The sequence below is a fragment of the Lachnoclostridium sp. An169 genome, assembly GCF_002160525.1.
Lineage (GTDB): Bacteria > Bacillota > Clostridia > Lachnospirales > Lachnospiraceae > Mediterraneibacter > Mediterraneibacter cottocaccae.
Genome location: NZ_NFKT01000030.1, coordinates 1 through 15,938, shown reverse-complemented (window position 1 = coordinate 15,938; position 15,938 = coordinate 1). Strand labels below are relative to the sequence as shown.

Genomic DNA, 15,938 nt, shown 5'->3' with positions numbered 1-15,938 from the left:
ACTCCATCCTCCTACTGCTGCAGGGCGCCCACCAGGGTAGGAACAAGCTGCTTCTTCCTGGACACGACCCCTTTTAACATCAGTTCTTCCGTATCGTCCGCCAGATCATAGGCACTTAATATTTTCTCCCGCGCCTCCGGACCGCAGCAGAGCAGTTCCGAGGACTCGGTAATAATATTGGTCAGCATGAAGAAGATCATATTAAGTCCGTGGTTCTGGCGCGCCTTCTCCAGGTGAGGAAGGACAATATTTTTGATCTCTTTGAGTTCCTCCGCGCTCATGGAGTTCACCTGCCCCACGCCGAACACGGTATCGTTTACCGTGAACTGCTTGAAGTCCAGGAAACAGATCTCTTCTGCACTCTTTCCTCTTAAGTTGCTTCCCGCATTGAACATCTCCTGGGCAAAGGACTCGATATCGATTCCGGCAATTTCCGCCAGAGTCCGCGCCGTCCTTTCGTCCAGCGGCGTACAGGTAGGCGAGCGGAACATCAGGGTATCCGAGATAATGGCCGAGCAGAGCAGCGCCGCATTGGTGGAATCCACTTCCACTCCCGCCTCCTGATACATCTGGTAGACAATGGTTGCAGTGCATCCCACGGGCTGATTGCGGAAAAACACCGGACCCATAGTCTCAATACTGCTTAAGCGGTGATGGTCGATGATCTCCAGGACATCCGCTTCCTCCACGCCGTCCACCGCCTGATTCTTCTCGTTGTGGTCCACCAGGATTACCTGCTTCTTTTTCACATTGAGAAGACGCCGTCTGGAAATCAGCCCCAGGAACTTTCCTTTTCCGTCCACAATCGGGAAATCCCGGAACCGTTTTCTTGCCATGACTTCTTTTACATCGTCCACATAATCCCGCATCTTGAATGTCACCAGATTCTCCCTGGTCATAAAGTACCGCACCGGAATGCTCTGGTTGATATGCTGCGCCGCTGTAAATGTATCGTGGTGTGTGCGGATCACGACAATCTGCTTTTCTTCCGCCTGCCGGATGATCTCCTCGGAAACCGGAGCGTTCTGGCAGACCACCATGCAGCTTGCATTCATGTCCACTGCGCACTGCTGCGCGTCTTTGCGGTCCCCCATGATCACAAGGTCGTTTCTGCTGATGGAATCGGACATCAGGATCCGGCTGGACGCCGCGATCACAACTTTTCCGTCAAGGAGATAGCTGTGTTCATTTCCGGTGAGCACCTCTCCCTCCACAGCCCGGGCAATATTGCGGTACTGGGTTCTCGCCTTGGAAAGAATCATGCTGTCATAGACATCCATATACGTCTTGGCGATATCACCGATGGTGATGACGCCCTCCAGCTTTCCGTCCCGGATCACCGGCATGGTATGAATGTTGGACTCTTTCATCTTCTCCCATGCCGTGCGGATGGAGACGCTTCCCTTAAGCCCCTCTACTTCTTTGAGCTCCACATCTTTTATCTGTTCGCGCAGGTCCGACAGAAGCGACGGAACCTTCACGTGAAAATGCTCCAGGACATACTGCGTCTCCTCATTGAGCTGTCCGGCCCTGCGCGGCTCATGGATCCGCCCCGTCACCTTCGTCTTCAGGGAAGCGTAGGCGATGGCCGAACAGATGGAGTCCGTATCCGGATTCTTGTGTCCTACAACATATACTTTTCTTTTTTCTTTGCTCATTGCTGATCACTTCCTTCATATTATGGAATCTTCCATTAGTAGATTGCCATTTTTTTGCAGATTCGTCAACAGAAATTTCATCAATTCACAGAGAACAATTTTAACAGGCTTATTGTTTTTTAGCCCTCATGTATGGTATACTATGAATATTGAACAAAAAGAAATAAGTTGAGGTGCTGCACAATGAGTGAAGAAATCATCAAAGAAGAGGTACAGGAAACTGTAACTCCCGAAACAACAGAAGAAACAAAAACAGAGGAACCGAAGGCTGAAGAAGCTGCGGCTGAGACAATGGCTGACTACGAGGAACACTTTGACGACGCCAATCCCTGGAACAGGGTTCAGGAATATATGGACAACAAGACGATTCTTCCTGTAAAGGTTGAGGGTGTTGTCAACGGCGGTGTAATCGTTATGGTAGAGGGACTGAGAGGATTCGTTCCTGCCTCCAAGCTTTCTCTCAGCTATGTTCCGGATCTTGAGACCTATCTGTTAAAAGACATCGAGGTACGTGTGATCGACGTGGATCAGGCGAACAACCGCCTCGTCCTCTCCGCCCGCGAGATTCTCAAAGAAAAAGAGAAGAAAGCCCGCGAGGAGCAGATCGCGAACCTGAAAGTCGGCACAGTTCTCAAGGGAACCGTTGAGACACTGCAGAACTACGGAGCATTCGTGAAACTTGAAAACGGCCTGTCCGGTCTTGTTCACGTATCCCAGATCTCTCAGAAGCGCGTAAAGCTTCCTTCTGACGTGCTCAATGTAGGGGACGAAGTAACAGTCAAAGTCATCGGCATCAAGGACGGCAAAGTAAGCCTGAGCATGAAAGCTCTTGAGGAAGTGAAGGAAGAGCCGGAAGAAAAGGTTGTCATTCCGAAGAGCGAGAGCATCGGAACAAGCCTGGGAGATCTCTTCAAGAATCTGAAGCTGTAATCCCGGCGGAACCGGTCAAAAGATAAAAGAGAAAGAAAACGTGTGCCGGCAGGCACACATGAAAAAAGCGTATCACACAGAGGATGGTTAAATAACCCGTGTGTGATACGCTTTTTTCCTGCGATCATGCAGCCGTTTCATGCGCATACGCTTCCGAGAATTTCTTCCAGAGCATTCCTGCTGCTCGTATGGCAGCGGATCACATCTGCATTGCACCGCTGTGCCTCTTCCACCGCACACCGCACCATTTTATGGGACACGGTGTTTGTAAAGAGGACGATCAGATCCGGGGTGCCGATCTGTTTGCTTAAGTTTGCCGACATCTGGGTGAATACTTTTGCCTTGCAGTTGAACTGTCTGCAGACTTTCTTATACTGACATACCATTCTGTCATGACCGCCGATAATAACTACACTCATATATGACCTCCTGCTGTGAACAATGTGTAAAATACTTTTTGCAAGTTAGTTAGCTTTGTCTAACTTATGTTAGTATAATACACCATTCATTCGGAAATAGCAAGAAATCTATCGAGATTAATTCTCATTATGACAGTCTGATCACCTGAACCGCTCCGAGCATTCCGATATCCTCCTGGTCGTGGGTGACACAGATCACCGTTTTCCCTCTTGTATGCTCACAGAGAAATTCCGCGGTTTTCTGCCGCATCTCCTCATCCAGGCCTTTCAGAGGCTCATCCAGGAACAGAACATCATACTCTGCCCACAGCGCCCTCAGAACAGAAACTCTCTGGCGCATTCCGCCGGAGTATTCCCGCACGGGCTGATCCATACTCTCCCCAAGTCCGAGATAATACAGCCACTTTTCGATCTCCGCGGGATCCTTCTCCGGACATACCAGACGGATATTCGTCCATGCCGTCAGACCGCCGCACAGACGGTCCTCCTGAAATACGGCACTCTTCCTCTGCGGCACTCCCTCCACGGTTCCGCCGTCCGCCTCTTCCAGGCCGAGAAGGATCCGAAGGAGCGTGGTCTTCCCGCACCCGGAAGGTCCCATAATGCAGGTTGTCTCTCCTTCCGGGAATACAGCATCAAAATTCTCAAGCACCGGATGCTCTCCATATGATTTTGTGAGATGGCTGATTCTGATGTCCATAGCTCTTATCCTTCCTCTTTCATCTGCCCTGCATCTGTTCCACCCGTTTTACCAGCCGGTCAATCAGCCACAGGAAAACATGTTCAAACAGAACGCTCACCGCAACGATCACCAGCGTCCAGGCAAACAGATCCGGCGTGTTCAGATAGATCTTTGCATTGTACAGGTTCTCACCGATGGTGTGGTCCGGCAGTCCGATCACCTCTGCGGCAATCCCCGATTTCCAGCACAGCCCCAGGGCAAGAGAACATCCGGCGCGGAAAAACGGGAGTACCTGGGAAACGTAAATGTAGCGAACCCGAAGTCCTGCGGGGATCCGAAACACCACTGCCATCTCCGTCAGTTTCCGGTCCATGCTCCGGATTCCGTCCTTCACATTTGTATAAATCACCGGAAATACCATAAGGAATGAGATGATCACCGAAAGGTTCTCCGGCGACACCCAGATTAATACAAGAATGATAAATGACGCCACCGGAATGGCCTTGACCGTCTGGACAAAAGGCTCCAGAAACTCGTCAATGCGCCTTGACGCCGACGCCGCGCCGGCCGCGGCTGTTCCCAGCACTGTTCCGAGAAGGAAGCCCCCAAGGATACGGAAAAAGGATCCGGCAAGAGACTGCCAGAATTCCACTGTGCAGATCAGTTTCCCCAGCCGCAATACGACAGAGACAGGAGATACCAGAAGGATCTCCTGTCCGATGCACATGCTCGCCGCCTGCCAGACGACAAGCCAGAGAATGACTGCCCATACTTTTATTCCGGAACGTTTTTCTGATCGTTTACTGAATATAGTAGAAATCATCTCCCGGCAGTGCTCCTCCTACAGATTCCGGATTCTGGTCGTATAAGACGGTCAGATATCCGGAGAGCTGCTCTTTCATATCAGCTCCGCTGATGCACACGATATTGCACTCCGGAATCGCCTTTACGGCAACTTCCTCAGTGACGATATCATATTGTCCTACCAGCTTCGCAGCATCTTCCACATTGTCATTGACATACTTCACAGAATCCGCGTACCGTTCCATGAAATCCGCTACTGCCTCCGGGTTCTCCTCGGCAAATTCCCTGCGGACAACTACGACTCCGGTCAGAAGGCGGCTCTGCTCTTCCTCGTTCTCCATGACCTTGTCCCACTCTTCTGTGAGATCCAGGGCAACTTTCAGGTTCGGATTGTTCGCCTGTGCCGTAGTCACAAAAGGCTGGGGCAGCATGGCGATACCTTCCGGATCCTGGGCAAGAGCAGCCACACACTCGGAGTGTTCGCTCTTCCACTCAATGGTCACATCCTTTGCCGGATCAAGCCCGTTCTTTTCAAGGATAAAATTCAGGGCATATTCCGGTGTGGAGCCTTTCCCGCTCGCATAGATGGTCTTACCGGCCAGGTCAGCCACTGAGGAAACAGAATCCCCGTTCTCCACAATATAGAGGACGCCCAGGGTATTGATGGCAAGCACCTGGATCTGTCCCTCGGTCCTGTTGTAGAGAACAGATGCCAGATTTGCCGGAACCGCCGCGATGTCCGCTTCTCCCTGAACCAGTTTCGGTGTTACCTCATCGGCAGACGCTGCAATCTCAAAACTGTAGTTCTCTGTATCCACATTTCCGGAATCCACTTCGTTCATCAGCTCCACCATTCCCATTGCCGTAGGGCCTTTAAGCGCCATGACATTTACATCCACAGGTGCAGCCTGGTTTTCCTGTTCTGTGCTGTCCTGCTCCTCCGTCTGTCCTTCCGTCTGTGCATCCGTACCGCTGTCTTTCCCGGAGTTTCCGCATCCCGCCAGCAGTGCCGCAGAAAGCACGAACGCCATCATCAGTGATAAAATCTTCTTCATGTTAATCTCCTCCTGTCAGTCTTTTCGGACGTTCCTCCGCCCTTTATCCCGCCGGTAATGCTCTTCTCCCGGTAAAACGAAAAAAAAGAGCACATCCTGCCGGATACACGGAGAACTTTTTTCGTCCACCACGTATTTTAGCAGAGTGTGCTCTGTATGTCAAAGTATCAGATGTTGAACATGGATCAGCTGCTGAGCATATATCAGCTGTTGAGCATCGCAATCAGGGCATCGAGCTGCTCCCAGGTCATCCTTCCGAAGGATACGATGGACCGGAGAGGCATCTCCACCATCATGCTCTGCGCTATCTTCTCACTGCCCTCGCCCATATGCCTCAGGTTTTCATCTTCCACTTTGGCCTGTCTGTCAGCAGATGCTCCCATCATTTTCTGCATGAACGCTCTTCCCTTTTCCGTTTTCATCAGTTCTCCCACCGTGGAAGTATAGGTAAAGGTAATCGGGATTTCTTTTGTGCCCGTCACCTCCACCGGCAGCTCTGCCCGGATGTCACGGCTGGATGAACCGATCTCGATATGGAAGACTCCGCTCTCCACAAACCAGTCCTGAATCTTCGGCTCATAGTATGCAAAGGCACGTTTGTCCAGGGTAAAGGTTACTTCTTTCTCCTCGCCCGGCTCCAGTTCCACCTTGCAGAATCCTTTCAGCTCCCGCACCGGTCTTCCCACCGTGCTCTCCTCGTCTCTGACGTAAAGCTGAACCGCTTCTTTTCCTTTCCGGCTTCCCGTATTTTTCACACGCATACTTACAGTCAGAGTATCGGTATCCTGCATGGCTGCCTTGTCCGCCTTTATATCGGAATACTCAAAGGTTGTATAGGAAAGTCCGTATCCGAAGGGGAATCTCACATCCATCTTTTTCTTGTCATAATAACGGTAACCGATGTAAATTCCCTCCCGGTATTCCACAACACCGTCCTCGCCCGGGAAATTCAGGTAAGACGGATTGTCCTCCAGGCGCAGCGGCCATGTCTCGGCAAGCTTTCCGGAAGGATTCACATCTCCGTAGAGAAGATTCACCGCCGCAGCTCCGGTCTCCTGTCCGCCCAGATGCATATGGAGGACAGCGGACACCTTGTCAAACCAGGGAAGAACCATGGAAGATCCGCCGTGAAGAACCACAATGGTGTTGGGCTGAACCGCGGCAACCGCCCGGATCAGCTCGTTCTGGGTTTCCGGAATATTCATATGTTCCCTGTCACCGCCCTCGGACTCATATGCGTCCGGCAGCCCGGCAAAGATCACAGCTGCATCTGCTTCTTTTGCGCGCTCCACAGCTTTTTTCATAAGCTCTTCCCGGCTTTCATCCTCATGGACAAGATATCCCATCTCAAAGGATACCGGACAGCCCGCCTCTTTTGCACAGGTAAATGCGCCTGTCACATGAGGAACATTAATATGGCTTGATCCGCCGCCCTGATATCTCGGCTTCTCCGCAAACTCACCGATGAACAATACGTTCTTCTCCTTTGCAAGCGGAAGTATGCCGTCATTTTTCAGAAGAACCGCGCACTGCTCTTCCAGCCTGCGGCTGATCTGCGCATATTTTTCCCGGTCTGCTGTCGTCTCCGGTTTTCTCTGCTCCATATAATCGGATACAAGACGGAGCACATTCTCCACCGCCTGATCCAGTTTCGCCTCATCCAGAGTTCCGTTTTTCACGGCATCCACAATCGCCTGGTCCTGTACTCCGGCGCCTCCCGGCATCTCCAGATCCAGTCCTGCCTCAATTCCTTTGACCCGGTCCTTTACCGCGCCCCAGTCCGTGACCACCATGCCGTCGTACCCCCACTCATCGCGGAGGATATCTGTGAGAAGCTTCTTGTTTTCTGCACAGAATACGCCGTTGATGCCATTGTAGGCGCACATGATTCCTCTTGTTTTTCCCTTCTTCACCACAGCCTCAAAAGCAGGAAGATAGATCTCGCGCAGTGTCCGCTCATCCATATTGGATGTACCGGACATTCTTCTTGTCTCCTGATTGTTCGCCGCGAAATGTTTCGCGCATGCGGCAACGCCTTTGCTCTGAAGTCCCTGCACATAGGCTGCCCCTACTTCTCCTGCCAGATAGGGATCTTCCGAAAAATATTCAAAGTTCCGTCCGCACAGAGGGCTTCTCTTCATGTTAAGGCCGGGCCCCAGAAGCATGCCCACATCCTCCGCCTGGCACTCCTCTCCGAGAGCCTCGCCGAGTTCGGTCAGCACCTCCCGGTCAAAAGACGACGCCAGGGCAGACGCTGTCGGATAGCAGACCGTCTCGATACTCTCGTTGATTCCCAGATGGTCGCCTTCCCCCACCTGTTTGCGCAGTCCGTGAGGTCCGTCGCACATCATCATGTCCGGCACGCCCAGGCGCTCCACCGCCTTTGTGTGCCAGAAATCCCTTCCGGAACAAAGGGATGCTTTCTCTTCCAGTGTCATTTCTGAAATAATTTTCTTGATATCCATGTCCTTTCCTCCTCGAATGATTCCACATTTTCTTATGAGTGATTTCCTATATGTCTGTTATATCATGAAACCGCATCTTCCCGTTATCCCATTTTAAGGAAAACTGTCTGCTTTTGTAAAAACATTCTGGATTTTTTCCCCTTTCCGGATTATACTCTACTATATACAGTCAGGGAGGTGATACCATGTGGGACGAAACGTCAAAAGTCTCTGTCTTTACGGAAATGATGTCCTGTATCAAGAATCTTTTTGTGTGGCACTACAGCCCGGATCTTAAGCCGGCCGGCACATCCTGCCCGGATCCTGAATACTGGGAGCCCGTATTCTCTCAGGGGAACGCCGGAAAGCAGGCTCTTGAACACTGCCGGGACAGCCGGTTTCCCGTTCTGGTCGGCAACGAACTCCATCTGCTCTGGATCGCTGCCCCGCACTGCTGTGGAGAGACGGAAAAGGACACGCTCACAGACATTTATGTCCTCGGTCCGGTCTTTTTCTCTGTCCAGGCAGAGAGCCTTATCCGCCAGGCCGTGACGAAAGCGGAAATTCCCGTCCGTTTCCGCAGGGAACTTGTAAGCCGCCTGAGAGATCTGCCCGTCATCACCCAGACCTCTTTCCTGCAGTTTGGCACAATGCTGCACTGCTGCCTGTCCGGCAGACGGATATCCATATCCGATATTGCAGTTGTCCCTGTTGATCCCGGTTATAATGCGCTCAGGAAAGACGCTGTTTCCAAAAAGGGTGCGCGGAAAAACGGCATTTCTTCCGTGGAAACAGACACCGGTGAGTCCCCTCATGGCGGCGGTGCATACGAGGCTCTTCTCCTGAATCTGATCGAGGAGGGAAATCTGAATTATAAAAATATCCTTGAGTCCGCCTCTTTTTCCCACGGCATTGTCGGGGAAATGGCGTCCGGAAACTCCCTGCGCCAGTCCAAAAACGAGGTCATCACCGCAGTTACCCTCTTCTCCAGGGCGGCCATCCGCGGCGGTCTCTCCCGAGATCTGGCGCTTACCATCTCCGATTATTACATCCAGTCCGTGGAGTCCGCCCAGAGCATCCCCGAGACCTTCCTGATCATGCAGACCATGCAGGAGGATTATATCCGCCGTGTCCACAGACACCGACAGACAAAAGAATTCTCCGCTCCCGTCCGGGCATGCCTGGATCTGATAGAAAGCAATGTCGAGAGTCCCCTGACGATCCGTGAACTCGCAGAGAAATCAGGCTATTCCGGTTACTATATCTCCTCCCTGTTCCGCAAAGAGACAGGCAGCGGCATCGGAGATTACATCCGGCAGCAGAAAGTGGAACGGGCAAAGCTGCTCCTTGCCGATACCCGCCGTCCGGTATCAGATATTGCGGCGTCTCTGTCTTTCTCGACACCCAGCCGCTTCACTGCTGTCTTTCATAAACTTACGGGCATGACCCCCAGGGAGTATCGGGAGCAGCTTACCTTAAGGTAAGTATCTTACAAAAATGTCCGTACTTGTAATTTGACCGGTATGGGAATATTATTATTAATGCAGAACGCATTGCTATCAGAAAATGTGTTTTTTTCTGCAGGAAATATTTCAGAAAATGTTTGATCGAATGGAGGAATCGTCATGAAAAAAGACCTTGGAGTAAAACCTTTTGTATTTCCGATGCCGGTACTGATGATCGCTACATACGGCGAGAATGATACGGTAGACGTAATGAACATGGCATGGGGCGGAATCAGCGCAAACAATATGGTTGCCCTGAATATCACAGAGTCCCACAAAACCTCAAAGAATATCAAGGAGCGCGGTGCCTTTACCCTGAGCATCGCAGACGTGGACCATCTGGCAGAGGCAGACTTTTTCGGCATTGCAAGCGGGAACAAGATGGAGGACAAATTCGAGCGCAGCGGACTCCACGCTGTAAAGAGCAAAAACGTGGACGCTCCGGTAGTGGAGGAATTTCCGCTGACACTGGAGTGTAAAGTTGCAGAGCTGCAGCACGATGCAGGCGGTTTCCGTGTTCTCGGTGAGATCGTAAATGTGATTGCCGATGAGAAGGTACTGGATGAAAATGGGAATGTAGATCCCACAAAGCTGAATGCTTTTGTGTTCGACCAGTTCCAGAGCGGATACTACAAGATCGGCGAGAAAGTCGGACAGGCATGGAGCAGCGGGAAAAAGTTCATGGAGTAAACTGATACATGTAATAATTCAGCCCGTTTTCATATGGTAAAAATAAAGAGGCGTATCATAGAGGGAATAAGCCGCCGTTCAGGTGGTCTGTTTTCCTTCAGTGATACGCTTCTTTTACCGCTTTTATTTTTTATCCTGCTTTAACTCTTTTCATTTGTCTTTTCACCGATCAGTACCTTCTTCCCCTGGAAGGCGAATCCGTACTCGCGGATCTGCTCCGGAGAAAATCCTTTTGCCAGAAGTCCTGCCCGATACCCCTTCTCCCGGATCTGGCAGAGAGCTGCCTGTACTGTCTCGCAAAGATCCTTTTCCTTTGTGCCCTGGACCTTGAATTCCATGAGGATTGCCGGATCTTCGGGATCTTTCGGCTCCATCATAACGTCATATCTGCCAAACCCGCTTTCTCTGTTTGACATTATTATATAACGGTCTTCCAGATCCACTATCAGACCGAGCACAAAACCATGATAAAAGCGTTCCGGTTCATTTCCTTCCACCGAACTGCTTCCGCTGTCAAAATAACTGAATGTTGCAAGAGCAACACGGTTCATATATACGTTCATCGCCTCGATATCATCATCAAGCAGCGCCTGAACGAAACCATTGTAGCTCGATGCAGCCGATGCGAACCATTCCCTCACCATGCCGCGCAGCATTACTCTGACTTCAAAATTTGTAACCCGCAGTCTGTATATCTGTTTCCAGTCTCCATAGTCTTTCTCTTCGGCTTCCACAGCGTCCACTTTCAGATACCCCGAGGCAAGCATCAGGCTCCACACTGCATTTTCATCCAGATCCAGCTGATCATAGATAATCTGCTCGTCAATTTCTGTCGTGATCGTCCCGCCTGCAAGTAATTTTTCAAATGTCTCCTTTACCTGCCTTGTTCCTTTCTGAATTACTCTGGCAATCAGAGTATTGCTGCTCGTATGGGTCCAGTACGGTCCGACTGTCTTTTTGTCCAGAAAATTAATGACAGACCAGGGATTATATATTCCATCCAGGTCGCCAAAACGGAAGCCATCGTACCACCGCTTTACTTCCTCTTTCCGGTCCTCGAGCCCATATTCCGCAAGAGCTGCGTCCACTTCTCTTTCTGTAAATCCAAACGTATCCGCATATTTCCTTGAGGTTGCTGTCACCACCTCAAGATTATTAAGGTCTGAAAAAATTGACTCCTTACTTACTCTGGTGATACCGGTCATAATTGCACGCTCGAGATACCGGTTATCCTTAAACGTGGCATTAAACAGGCTCCGCACAAACGCGGTCAGCTCATCCCAGTATCCGTTCTCATAAGCTTCCTGAAGAGGGGTATCATATTCATCCAGCAGAATGATAACCCTTTTTCCATAATAGCGGTAAAGATATCCCGACAGCTGCAGAAGGGACAGAGATGCCTCATAATCCTGCATATCGGCTGAGACCCTCTGAAAATCCTCCCTTTCGCCCGGTGTGAGGAAATCCTTTTCAAGCAGAAAACTGTACTTTCGGTATAAAAGCTGAATCAGCCTGCAGATCTTCCTTTTTACTTCAATATAAGAGTTTTCTTTCACACTGGAAAAGCTAAGTGCAATCACCGGATACGTTCCCTGAAGACTTCGGTACTCTTCATAATTCCAGATGTTCATTCCTGCAAAAATATCCGTTCCGGCATATTCCGTAGAAAAAAACTGCTCCACCATACTCATTGTCAGTGTTTTCCCGAAACGTCTCGGACGTGTGATCAGCGTCACATCATCCTTCTTCTCCCACCACTGTCTTATAAATTCTGTCTTGTCAACGAGAAATATGTTTTCTTTTCTTATCTTTTCAAAATCCTGCAGACCAATGCCCACTGTCCTCGCCATATTTTCACCTGCCTTTCTGCCCTGTTTTCTCTCATGGTATCACGGGTGGAAAAGCTTTTCAAGAAAATCAGAAAAATTTCAAAAACTGTATATATTAGATATTGACAGTATATGCAATATATGATAACCTGTACATGTCAGATAAGTACAGTAGTTACAAATCACATATCAAAACCCTTTTGATATCAGAAACTCTTTTGATATCAGAATCCCTTTTGAAAGGAGACGAACCATGAACCAGGAATATATCACTGTTTCGCACTTATCAAAAAAATTTGCCCGGAAAGAAGTCTTAAAAGACGTAAACGCCATCCTACACAGGGGCGAGATCCTCGGGTTCTTAGGGCCAAGCGGCGCCGGGAAGACTACCACGATCAAGATCCTCACCGGACAGCTTAAACCCGACTCCGGCACGGTCCGGATCCTCGGAACCGACTGCAGCCGGATCGACGAATCCCTCTATGAACAGATCGGCATCGTCACGGACACCAGCGGCGTCTATGAGCGGATGACTGTATATGACAATCTGAAATATTTTGCCCGTCTGCTTGGCGCGCCCCTCTCCTCCATCGATCCCCTGCTGAAGCGGATCGGTCTGGAAGAGCAGAAGAAACAGCCCGCCGGAAAGCTTTCCAAAGGTCAGACCCAGAGGCTCATCCTTGCCCGGGCTATCCTGCACCGCCCGAAGATCCTCTTCCTCGACGAACCGACCAGCGGGCTGGATCCGACCACAGCCCTGGAAGTACACCGTCTCCTTCTGGAATTAAAAGAGGAGGGTATGGCGATCTTCCTCACCACCCACAATATGGAGGAAGCCACAAAACTCTGCGACCATGTGGCTCTGTTAAATGAGGGTGTCATTGTGGAGTACGGCACGCCGGAAGAGATCTGCCTCAAATACAATCAGGTCAAGCGTTACCGGGTGCAGCTGAAAGGCGGCGTCCGCCACACACTGACGCACTCCCCGGAAAATGCGGGGAAAATCTCACACTGGCTTGAGGAGAACGAGATCGAGACAATCCACTCCTGCGAGCCCACACTGGAAACTGTATTTCTGGAAGTCACAGGGAGGGAACTGCAATGAAAAACAACCAGTCAGCTGCAAATAATCTGTTGGGAAACAAAAGTTTTAAAAATGTACATTTAAGGAAACTCACCGCCATCATGGAAGTGAAATGGAAAACACTGTTCAGCAAGAACTTCATCATCATGCCCGTTTTTTCACTTGGGTTTACTTACCTGATGAAGGTCATCTATGACACCATCTCAGAAGGAGCTGTGGACATGAGCGCCTATGCCCTGTCCCTGGGCGTACTTATGAATATCTGCATGACCGGGATCTACTGTGTGGCGGCGTCTCTGGCGGAAGAAAAAGAGAAAAACACGCTGCGCACACTGATGACATCCTCGGTCAGCGGAATGGAATTTTTCCTGGGCAGCCTGATTCCGGTGATCGCCATGACAACGATCGTCAATGTGCTCTGCGTTTTCCTGAGCGGATTTTCCATGAACGCCGCCGGATGGGTCAGCTATGTGCTGATCACTCTGGTCAGTTCGGCAACCGGCGCGGTGATCGGCATGATCTTCGGAATCTTTGCCAGAAACCAGATGTCCGCAGGCACGATGACCACCCCCGCCCTGCTCATCTTCATGATGATTCCCATGTTCTCTTACCTGAACGAGACTCTGGAAAAGATATCCGGATTTTTCTTCACCGGGATCGTCTCCGAAGCCATTGCGAACATCGGCAGCGGCACAGCAGTGATTGATATGAAAGGCGTCCTGATCCTCGCAGCAGAGTTTCTCGTCTCCGTCGTCATTTTCCTGCTCCTTTACCGCAGGAACGGATTCGAGTCGGAAAGCCGGGTGATGGCATGGAAATAATCTTAAGCAACGCAAGCGACCGTCCGATCTATGAACAGATCACCTCACAGATCAAGGAACTGATCATGAAGGGGGAGTTAAAACCCGGCGAAGCCATGCCCTCCATGCGGAAACTGGCGAAAAGCCTGCATGTCAGCGTCATCACGACACAGCGGGCATACGACGATCTGCAGCGGGACGGATTTATCGTCACCATCCCTGCCAAAGGGACATTTGTCTCCACCCAGAACCAGGATTTTATCCGGGAGGAGAATCTCCGCAGGATCGAAAGCCTTCTCTCCGACGCCGCGGCGCTCGGCAGAGAGAACGGTCTTTCCCTCGAAGATCTGAAAAACACACTGGAAATTGTATATTCGGAGGACTGACAGCATGGAAAATGCAGTAGAAATAAAAAATCTCACAAAAAGGTATAAAGATTTCGTTCTTGACCATATCTCCCTCACCATTCCCGCCGGGACCATCCTCGGCGTGATCGGAGAAAACGGAGCCGGGAAAAGCACGCTCATCAACTCCATTCTGGGCGTCACGGATTCGGATTATGAGCAGGTCCGTATCCTCGGATACGACCTGAAAACACAGGCGAAAGAGATCAAAGAGCGGATCTCCGCAATTTTCAGCGATGCCGGATATGACGAGCATCTGACCCCTCTCGTCCTGGGAAAAATCCTCTCCGGCGTGTATGCATCGTGGAATCAGGATAAATACCTCTCCTACCTGGAAAAATTTTCGCTTCCGCCGAAGAAAAAAATAAAGACATTCTCCACCGGAATGCAGGTAAAGCTCAAGTTTGCCGCGGCTTTGAGCCACAACGCGAAACTTCTCATTCTGGATGAAGCGACAAACGGACTGGATCCGGTTTTCCGGGATGACATTCTCGATATCCTGCGCGAATTTACCGAAGATGAGGATCACGCTGTACTGATGTCCTCCCATATCACGAGCGACCTGGATAAGATCGCCGACTACATCGCCTACATTCATGAAGGGAAGCTGATCTTTGTCATGACCTGCGATGAGATCCGCAGCGACTACGGCATCATCAGCTGCGGCCGCGAGCTTTTCGACAGCTTAAGCCGGGACGATATCGCGGCATACCGGAAGGAAGAATACAGCTACCGGGTCCTTATCAAAAACCGCCGGGAAATCCGCCGGATCTTCCACGACATTCCCATCGAGAACGCTTCCGTGGAGGACATTATGCTATTTTACACAAAGGGGGAAACATTCAAATGAAAGGCATTATCTACAAGGATCTCTATGAGACATTCCGCATCAAAATGCATCCGGCGAGTTGGATTTTTTCCATCATGCTCATCCTGGCATCCGCTTTGATCTTCCGCTCCAGATATATTTTTATCCTGAATGCACTGCTCACCCTGCCCTCGCTCGGCGTCGCCGCACTGGAATACTCAACTGAGCAGGACGAAATTGCCCGCTTTGACCGGATACAGACCACATTTCCGGTTTCGGTCCATGAGATTGTCCTGGCCAAATACTTTTCCGGAATCCTTCTGACCCTGATGGGTGCTTTCGTCTCTCTGCTGTTCCTCCTGCTCTACGTGTATGTATTCAAATTGATCAGCATGGCGGAAGCTCTGCCCGTTCTGTGGCTTGGGACCATCATCGGACTGGTATTTCTCTCTGTCGGCTATGCAGGATACTTCCTTATGGGATACAAACGCGGAACCGTCCTCTATATCTGTACGCTCCTTGTTCTGGCAGCGCTTTATATCATACTGTTCTTTCTGTTCGGAACTGACGACCTGATCCGTTTCAGCGGGGCAATGCCGCATATTGTGGGGATTCTTCTGGCGGTTGGGATACTGCTGGGGAGTTTTAAAATCTCGTGCGCGGCATATAAGAGGCGGCACGGGTAGGCGGAGGTTTTGTTCCGCTTGACATCTTCCGGAAAATTCTGCACAATAATGGTATCAGAAACAAACTGGAGGCATGGCTGGCTTTCCTAAGCTGCGACGAGCCGGAGATGATCCTGAAACTGATTCAGGAATACCCGCAG

The 15,938-nt window shown here is 50.5% G+C and carries 15 protein-coding genes; 8 read left to right on the top strand and 7 right to left on the bottom strand.

What is annotated here, in order from left to right:
* Positions 1-11: 11 nt before the first annotated feature.
* The gene (locus B5F07_RS17350; protein WP_087162471.1) at positions 12-1,658 is read right to left on the bottom strand and encodes a putative manganese-dependent inorganic diphosphatase; all 1,647 of its coding nucleotides are present in this window, start codon (positions 1,656-1,658) and stop codon (positions 12-14) included.
* Between the two features lie 183 nt (positions 1,659-1,841).
* On the opposite strand from B5F07_RS17350, the gene B5F07_RS17345 reads away from it, so the two are divergent.
* Entirely contained in the window at positions 1,842-2,588 is a 747-nt protein-coding gene (locus tag B5F07_RS17345; RefSeq protein ID WP_087162470.1) for a S1 RNA-binding domain-containing protein, read from the top strand.
* A gap of 137 nt (positions 2,589-2,725) precedes the next feature.
* On the opposite strand, the gene B5F07_RS17340 is transcribed toward B5F07_RS17345, so the two are convergent.
* From B5F07_RS17340 to B5F07_RS17320, 5 genes are all read right to left on the bottom strand, one after another.
* Positions 2,726-3,007, bottom strand: a complete 282-nt coding sequence (locus tag B5F07_RS17340) for a DUF2325 domain-containing protein (RefSeq protein ID WP_087162469.1) — start codon at positions 3,005-3,007, stop codon at positions 2,726-2,728.
* Between the two features lie 127 nt (positions 3,008-3,134).
* Entirely contained in the window at positions 3,135-3,707 is a 573-nt protein-coding gene (locus tag B5F07_RS17335) for an ATP-binding cassette domain-containing protein (protein WP_087162468.1), read from the bottom strand.
* Positions 3,708-3,726: 19 nt separating this feature from the next.
* Positions 3,727-4,512 (bottom strand): ABC transporter permease, encoded by a 786-nt coding sequence (locus B5F07_RS17330; RefSeq protein ID WP_087162467.1) that lies wholly within the window; start codon positions 4,510-4,512, stop codon positions 3,727-3,729.
* Positions 4,490-5,548 (bottom strand): ABC transporter substrate-binding protein, encoded by a 1,059-nt coding sequence (locus B5F07_RS17325; RefSeq protein ID WP_087162466.1) that lies wholly within the window; start codon positions 5,546-5,548, stop codon positions 4,490-4,492. Before B5F07_RS17325 ends, B5F07_RS17330 begins: the two co-directional genes overlap by 23 nt.
* Before the next feature lie 203 nt (positions 5,549-5,751).
* Positions 5,752-8,013: a beta-glucosidase gene (locus tag B5F07_RS17320; protein ID WP_087162465.1), complete on the bottom strand. Its 2,262-nt coding sequence runs from the start codon at positions 8,011-8,013 to the stop codon at positions 5,752-5,754.
* A gap of 185 nt (positions 8,014-8,198) precedes the next feature.
* On the opposite strand from B5F07_RS17320, the gene B5F07_RS17315 reads away from it, so the two are divergent.
* Together B5F07_RS17315 and B5F07_RS17310 are read left to right on the top strand one after the other, a co-directional pair.
* A complete protein-coding gene (locus B5F07_RS17315) occupies positions 8,199-9,476 on the top strand; it encodes a helix-turn-helix transcriptional regulator (RefSeq protein WP_087162464.1) in 1,278 nt (425 codons plus the stop codon).
* Between the two features lie 141 nt (positions 9,477-9,617).
* Positions 9,618-10,187: a flavin reductase family protein gene (locus B5F07_RS17310; protein ID WP_087162463.1), complete on the top strand. Its 570-nt coding sequence runs from the start codon at positions 9,618-9,620 to the stop codon at positions 10,185-10,187.
* Positions 10,188-10,327: 140 nt separating this feature from the next.
* Here the strand turns inward: B5F07_RS17310 and B5F07_RS17305 are convergent, their stop codons facing one another.
* Positions 10,328-12,037 carry an AAA family ATPase gene (locus B5F07_RS17305; RefSeq protein WP_087162462.1) on the bottom strand — a complete coding sequence of 570 codons (1,710 nt, stop codon included), beginning with the start codon at positions 12,035-12,037 and terminating at the stop codon, positions 10,328-10,330.
* Positions 12,038-12,269: 232 nt separating this feature from the next.
* On the opposite strand from B5F07_RS17305, the gene B5F07_RS17300 reads away from it, so the two are divergent.
* The 5 genes from B5F07_RS17300 to B5F07_RS17280 are packed head-to-tail and all read left to right on the top strand — an operon-like array spanning position 12,270 to position 15,798.
* Positions 12,270-13,121 (top strand): ABC transporter ATP-binding protein, encoded by an 852-nt coding sequence (locus B5F07_RS17300; protein ID WP_087162461.1) that lies wholly within the window; start codon positions 12,270-12,272, stop codon positions 13,119-13,121.
* On the top strand, positions 13,118-13,921 hold the full coding sequence (locus B5F07_RS17295; protein WP_087162460.1) for an ABC transporter permease: 804 nt from the start codon (positions 13,118-13,120) through the stop codon (positions 13,919-13,921). Before B5F07_RS17300 ends, B5F07_RS17295 begins: the two co-directional genes overlap by 4 nt.
* Positions 13,912-14,286, top strand: coding sequence for a GntR family transcriptional regulator (locus B5F07_RS17290; protein WP_087162459.1), 375 nt, complete (start codon positions 13,912-13,914; stop codon positions 14,284-14,286). Before B5F07_RS17295 ends, B5F07_RS17290 begins: the two co-directional genes overlap by 10 nt.
* A 4-nt stretch (positions 14,287-14,290) precedes the next feature.
* A complete protein-coding gene (locus B5F07_RS17285; RefSeq protein ID WP_087162458.1) occupies positions 14,291-15,154 on the top strand; it encodes an ABC transporter ATP-binding protein in 864 nt (287 codons plus the stop codon).
* A complete protein-coding gene (locus tag B5F07_RS17280; RefSeq protein ID WP_087162457.1) occupies positions 15,151-15,798 on the top strand; it encodes an ABC-2 transporter permease in 648 nt (215 codons plus the stop codon). The genes B5F07_RS17285 and B5F07_RS17280 overlap by 4 nt, the downstream gene beginning before the upstream one ends.
* Positions 15,799-15,938: the final 140 nt, after the last annotated feature.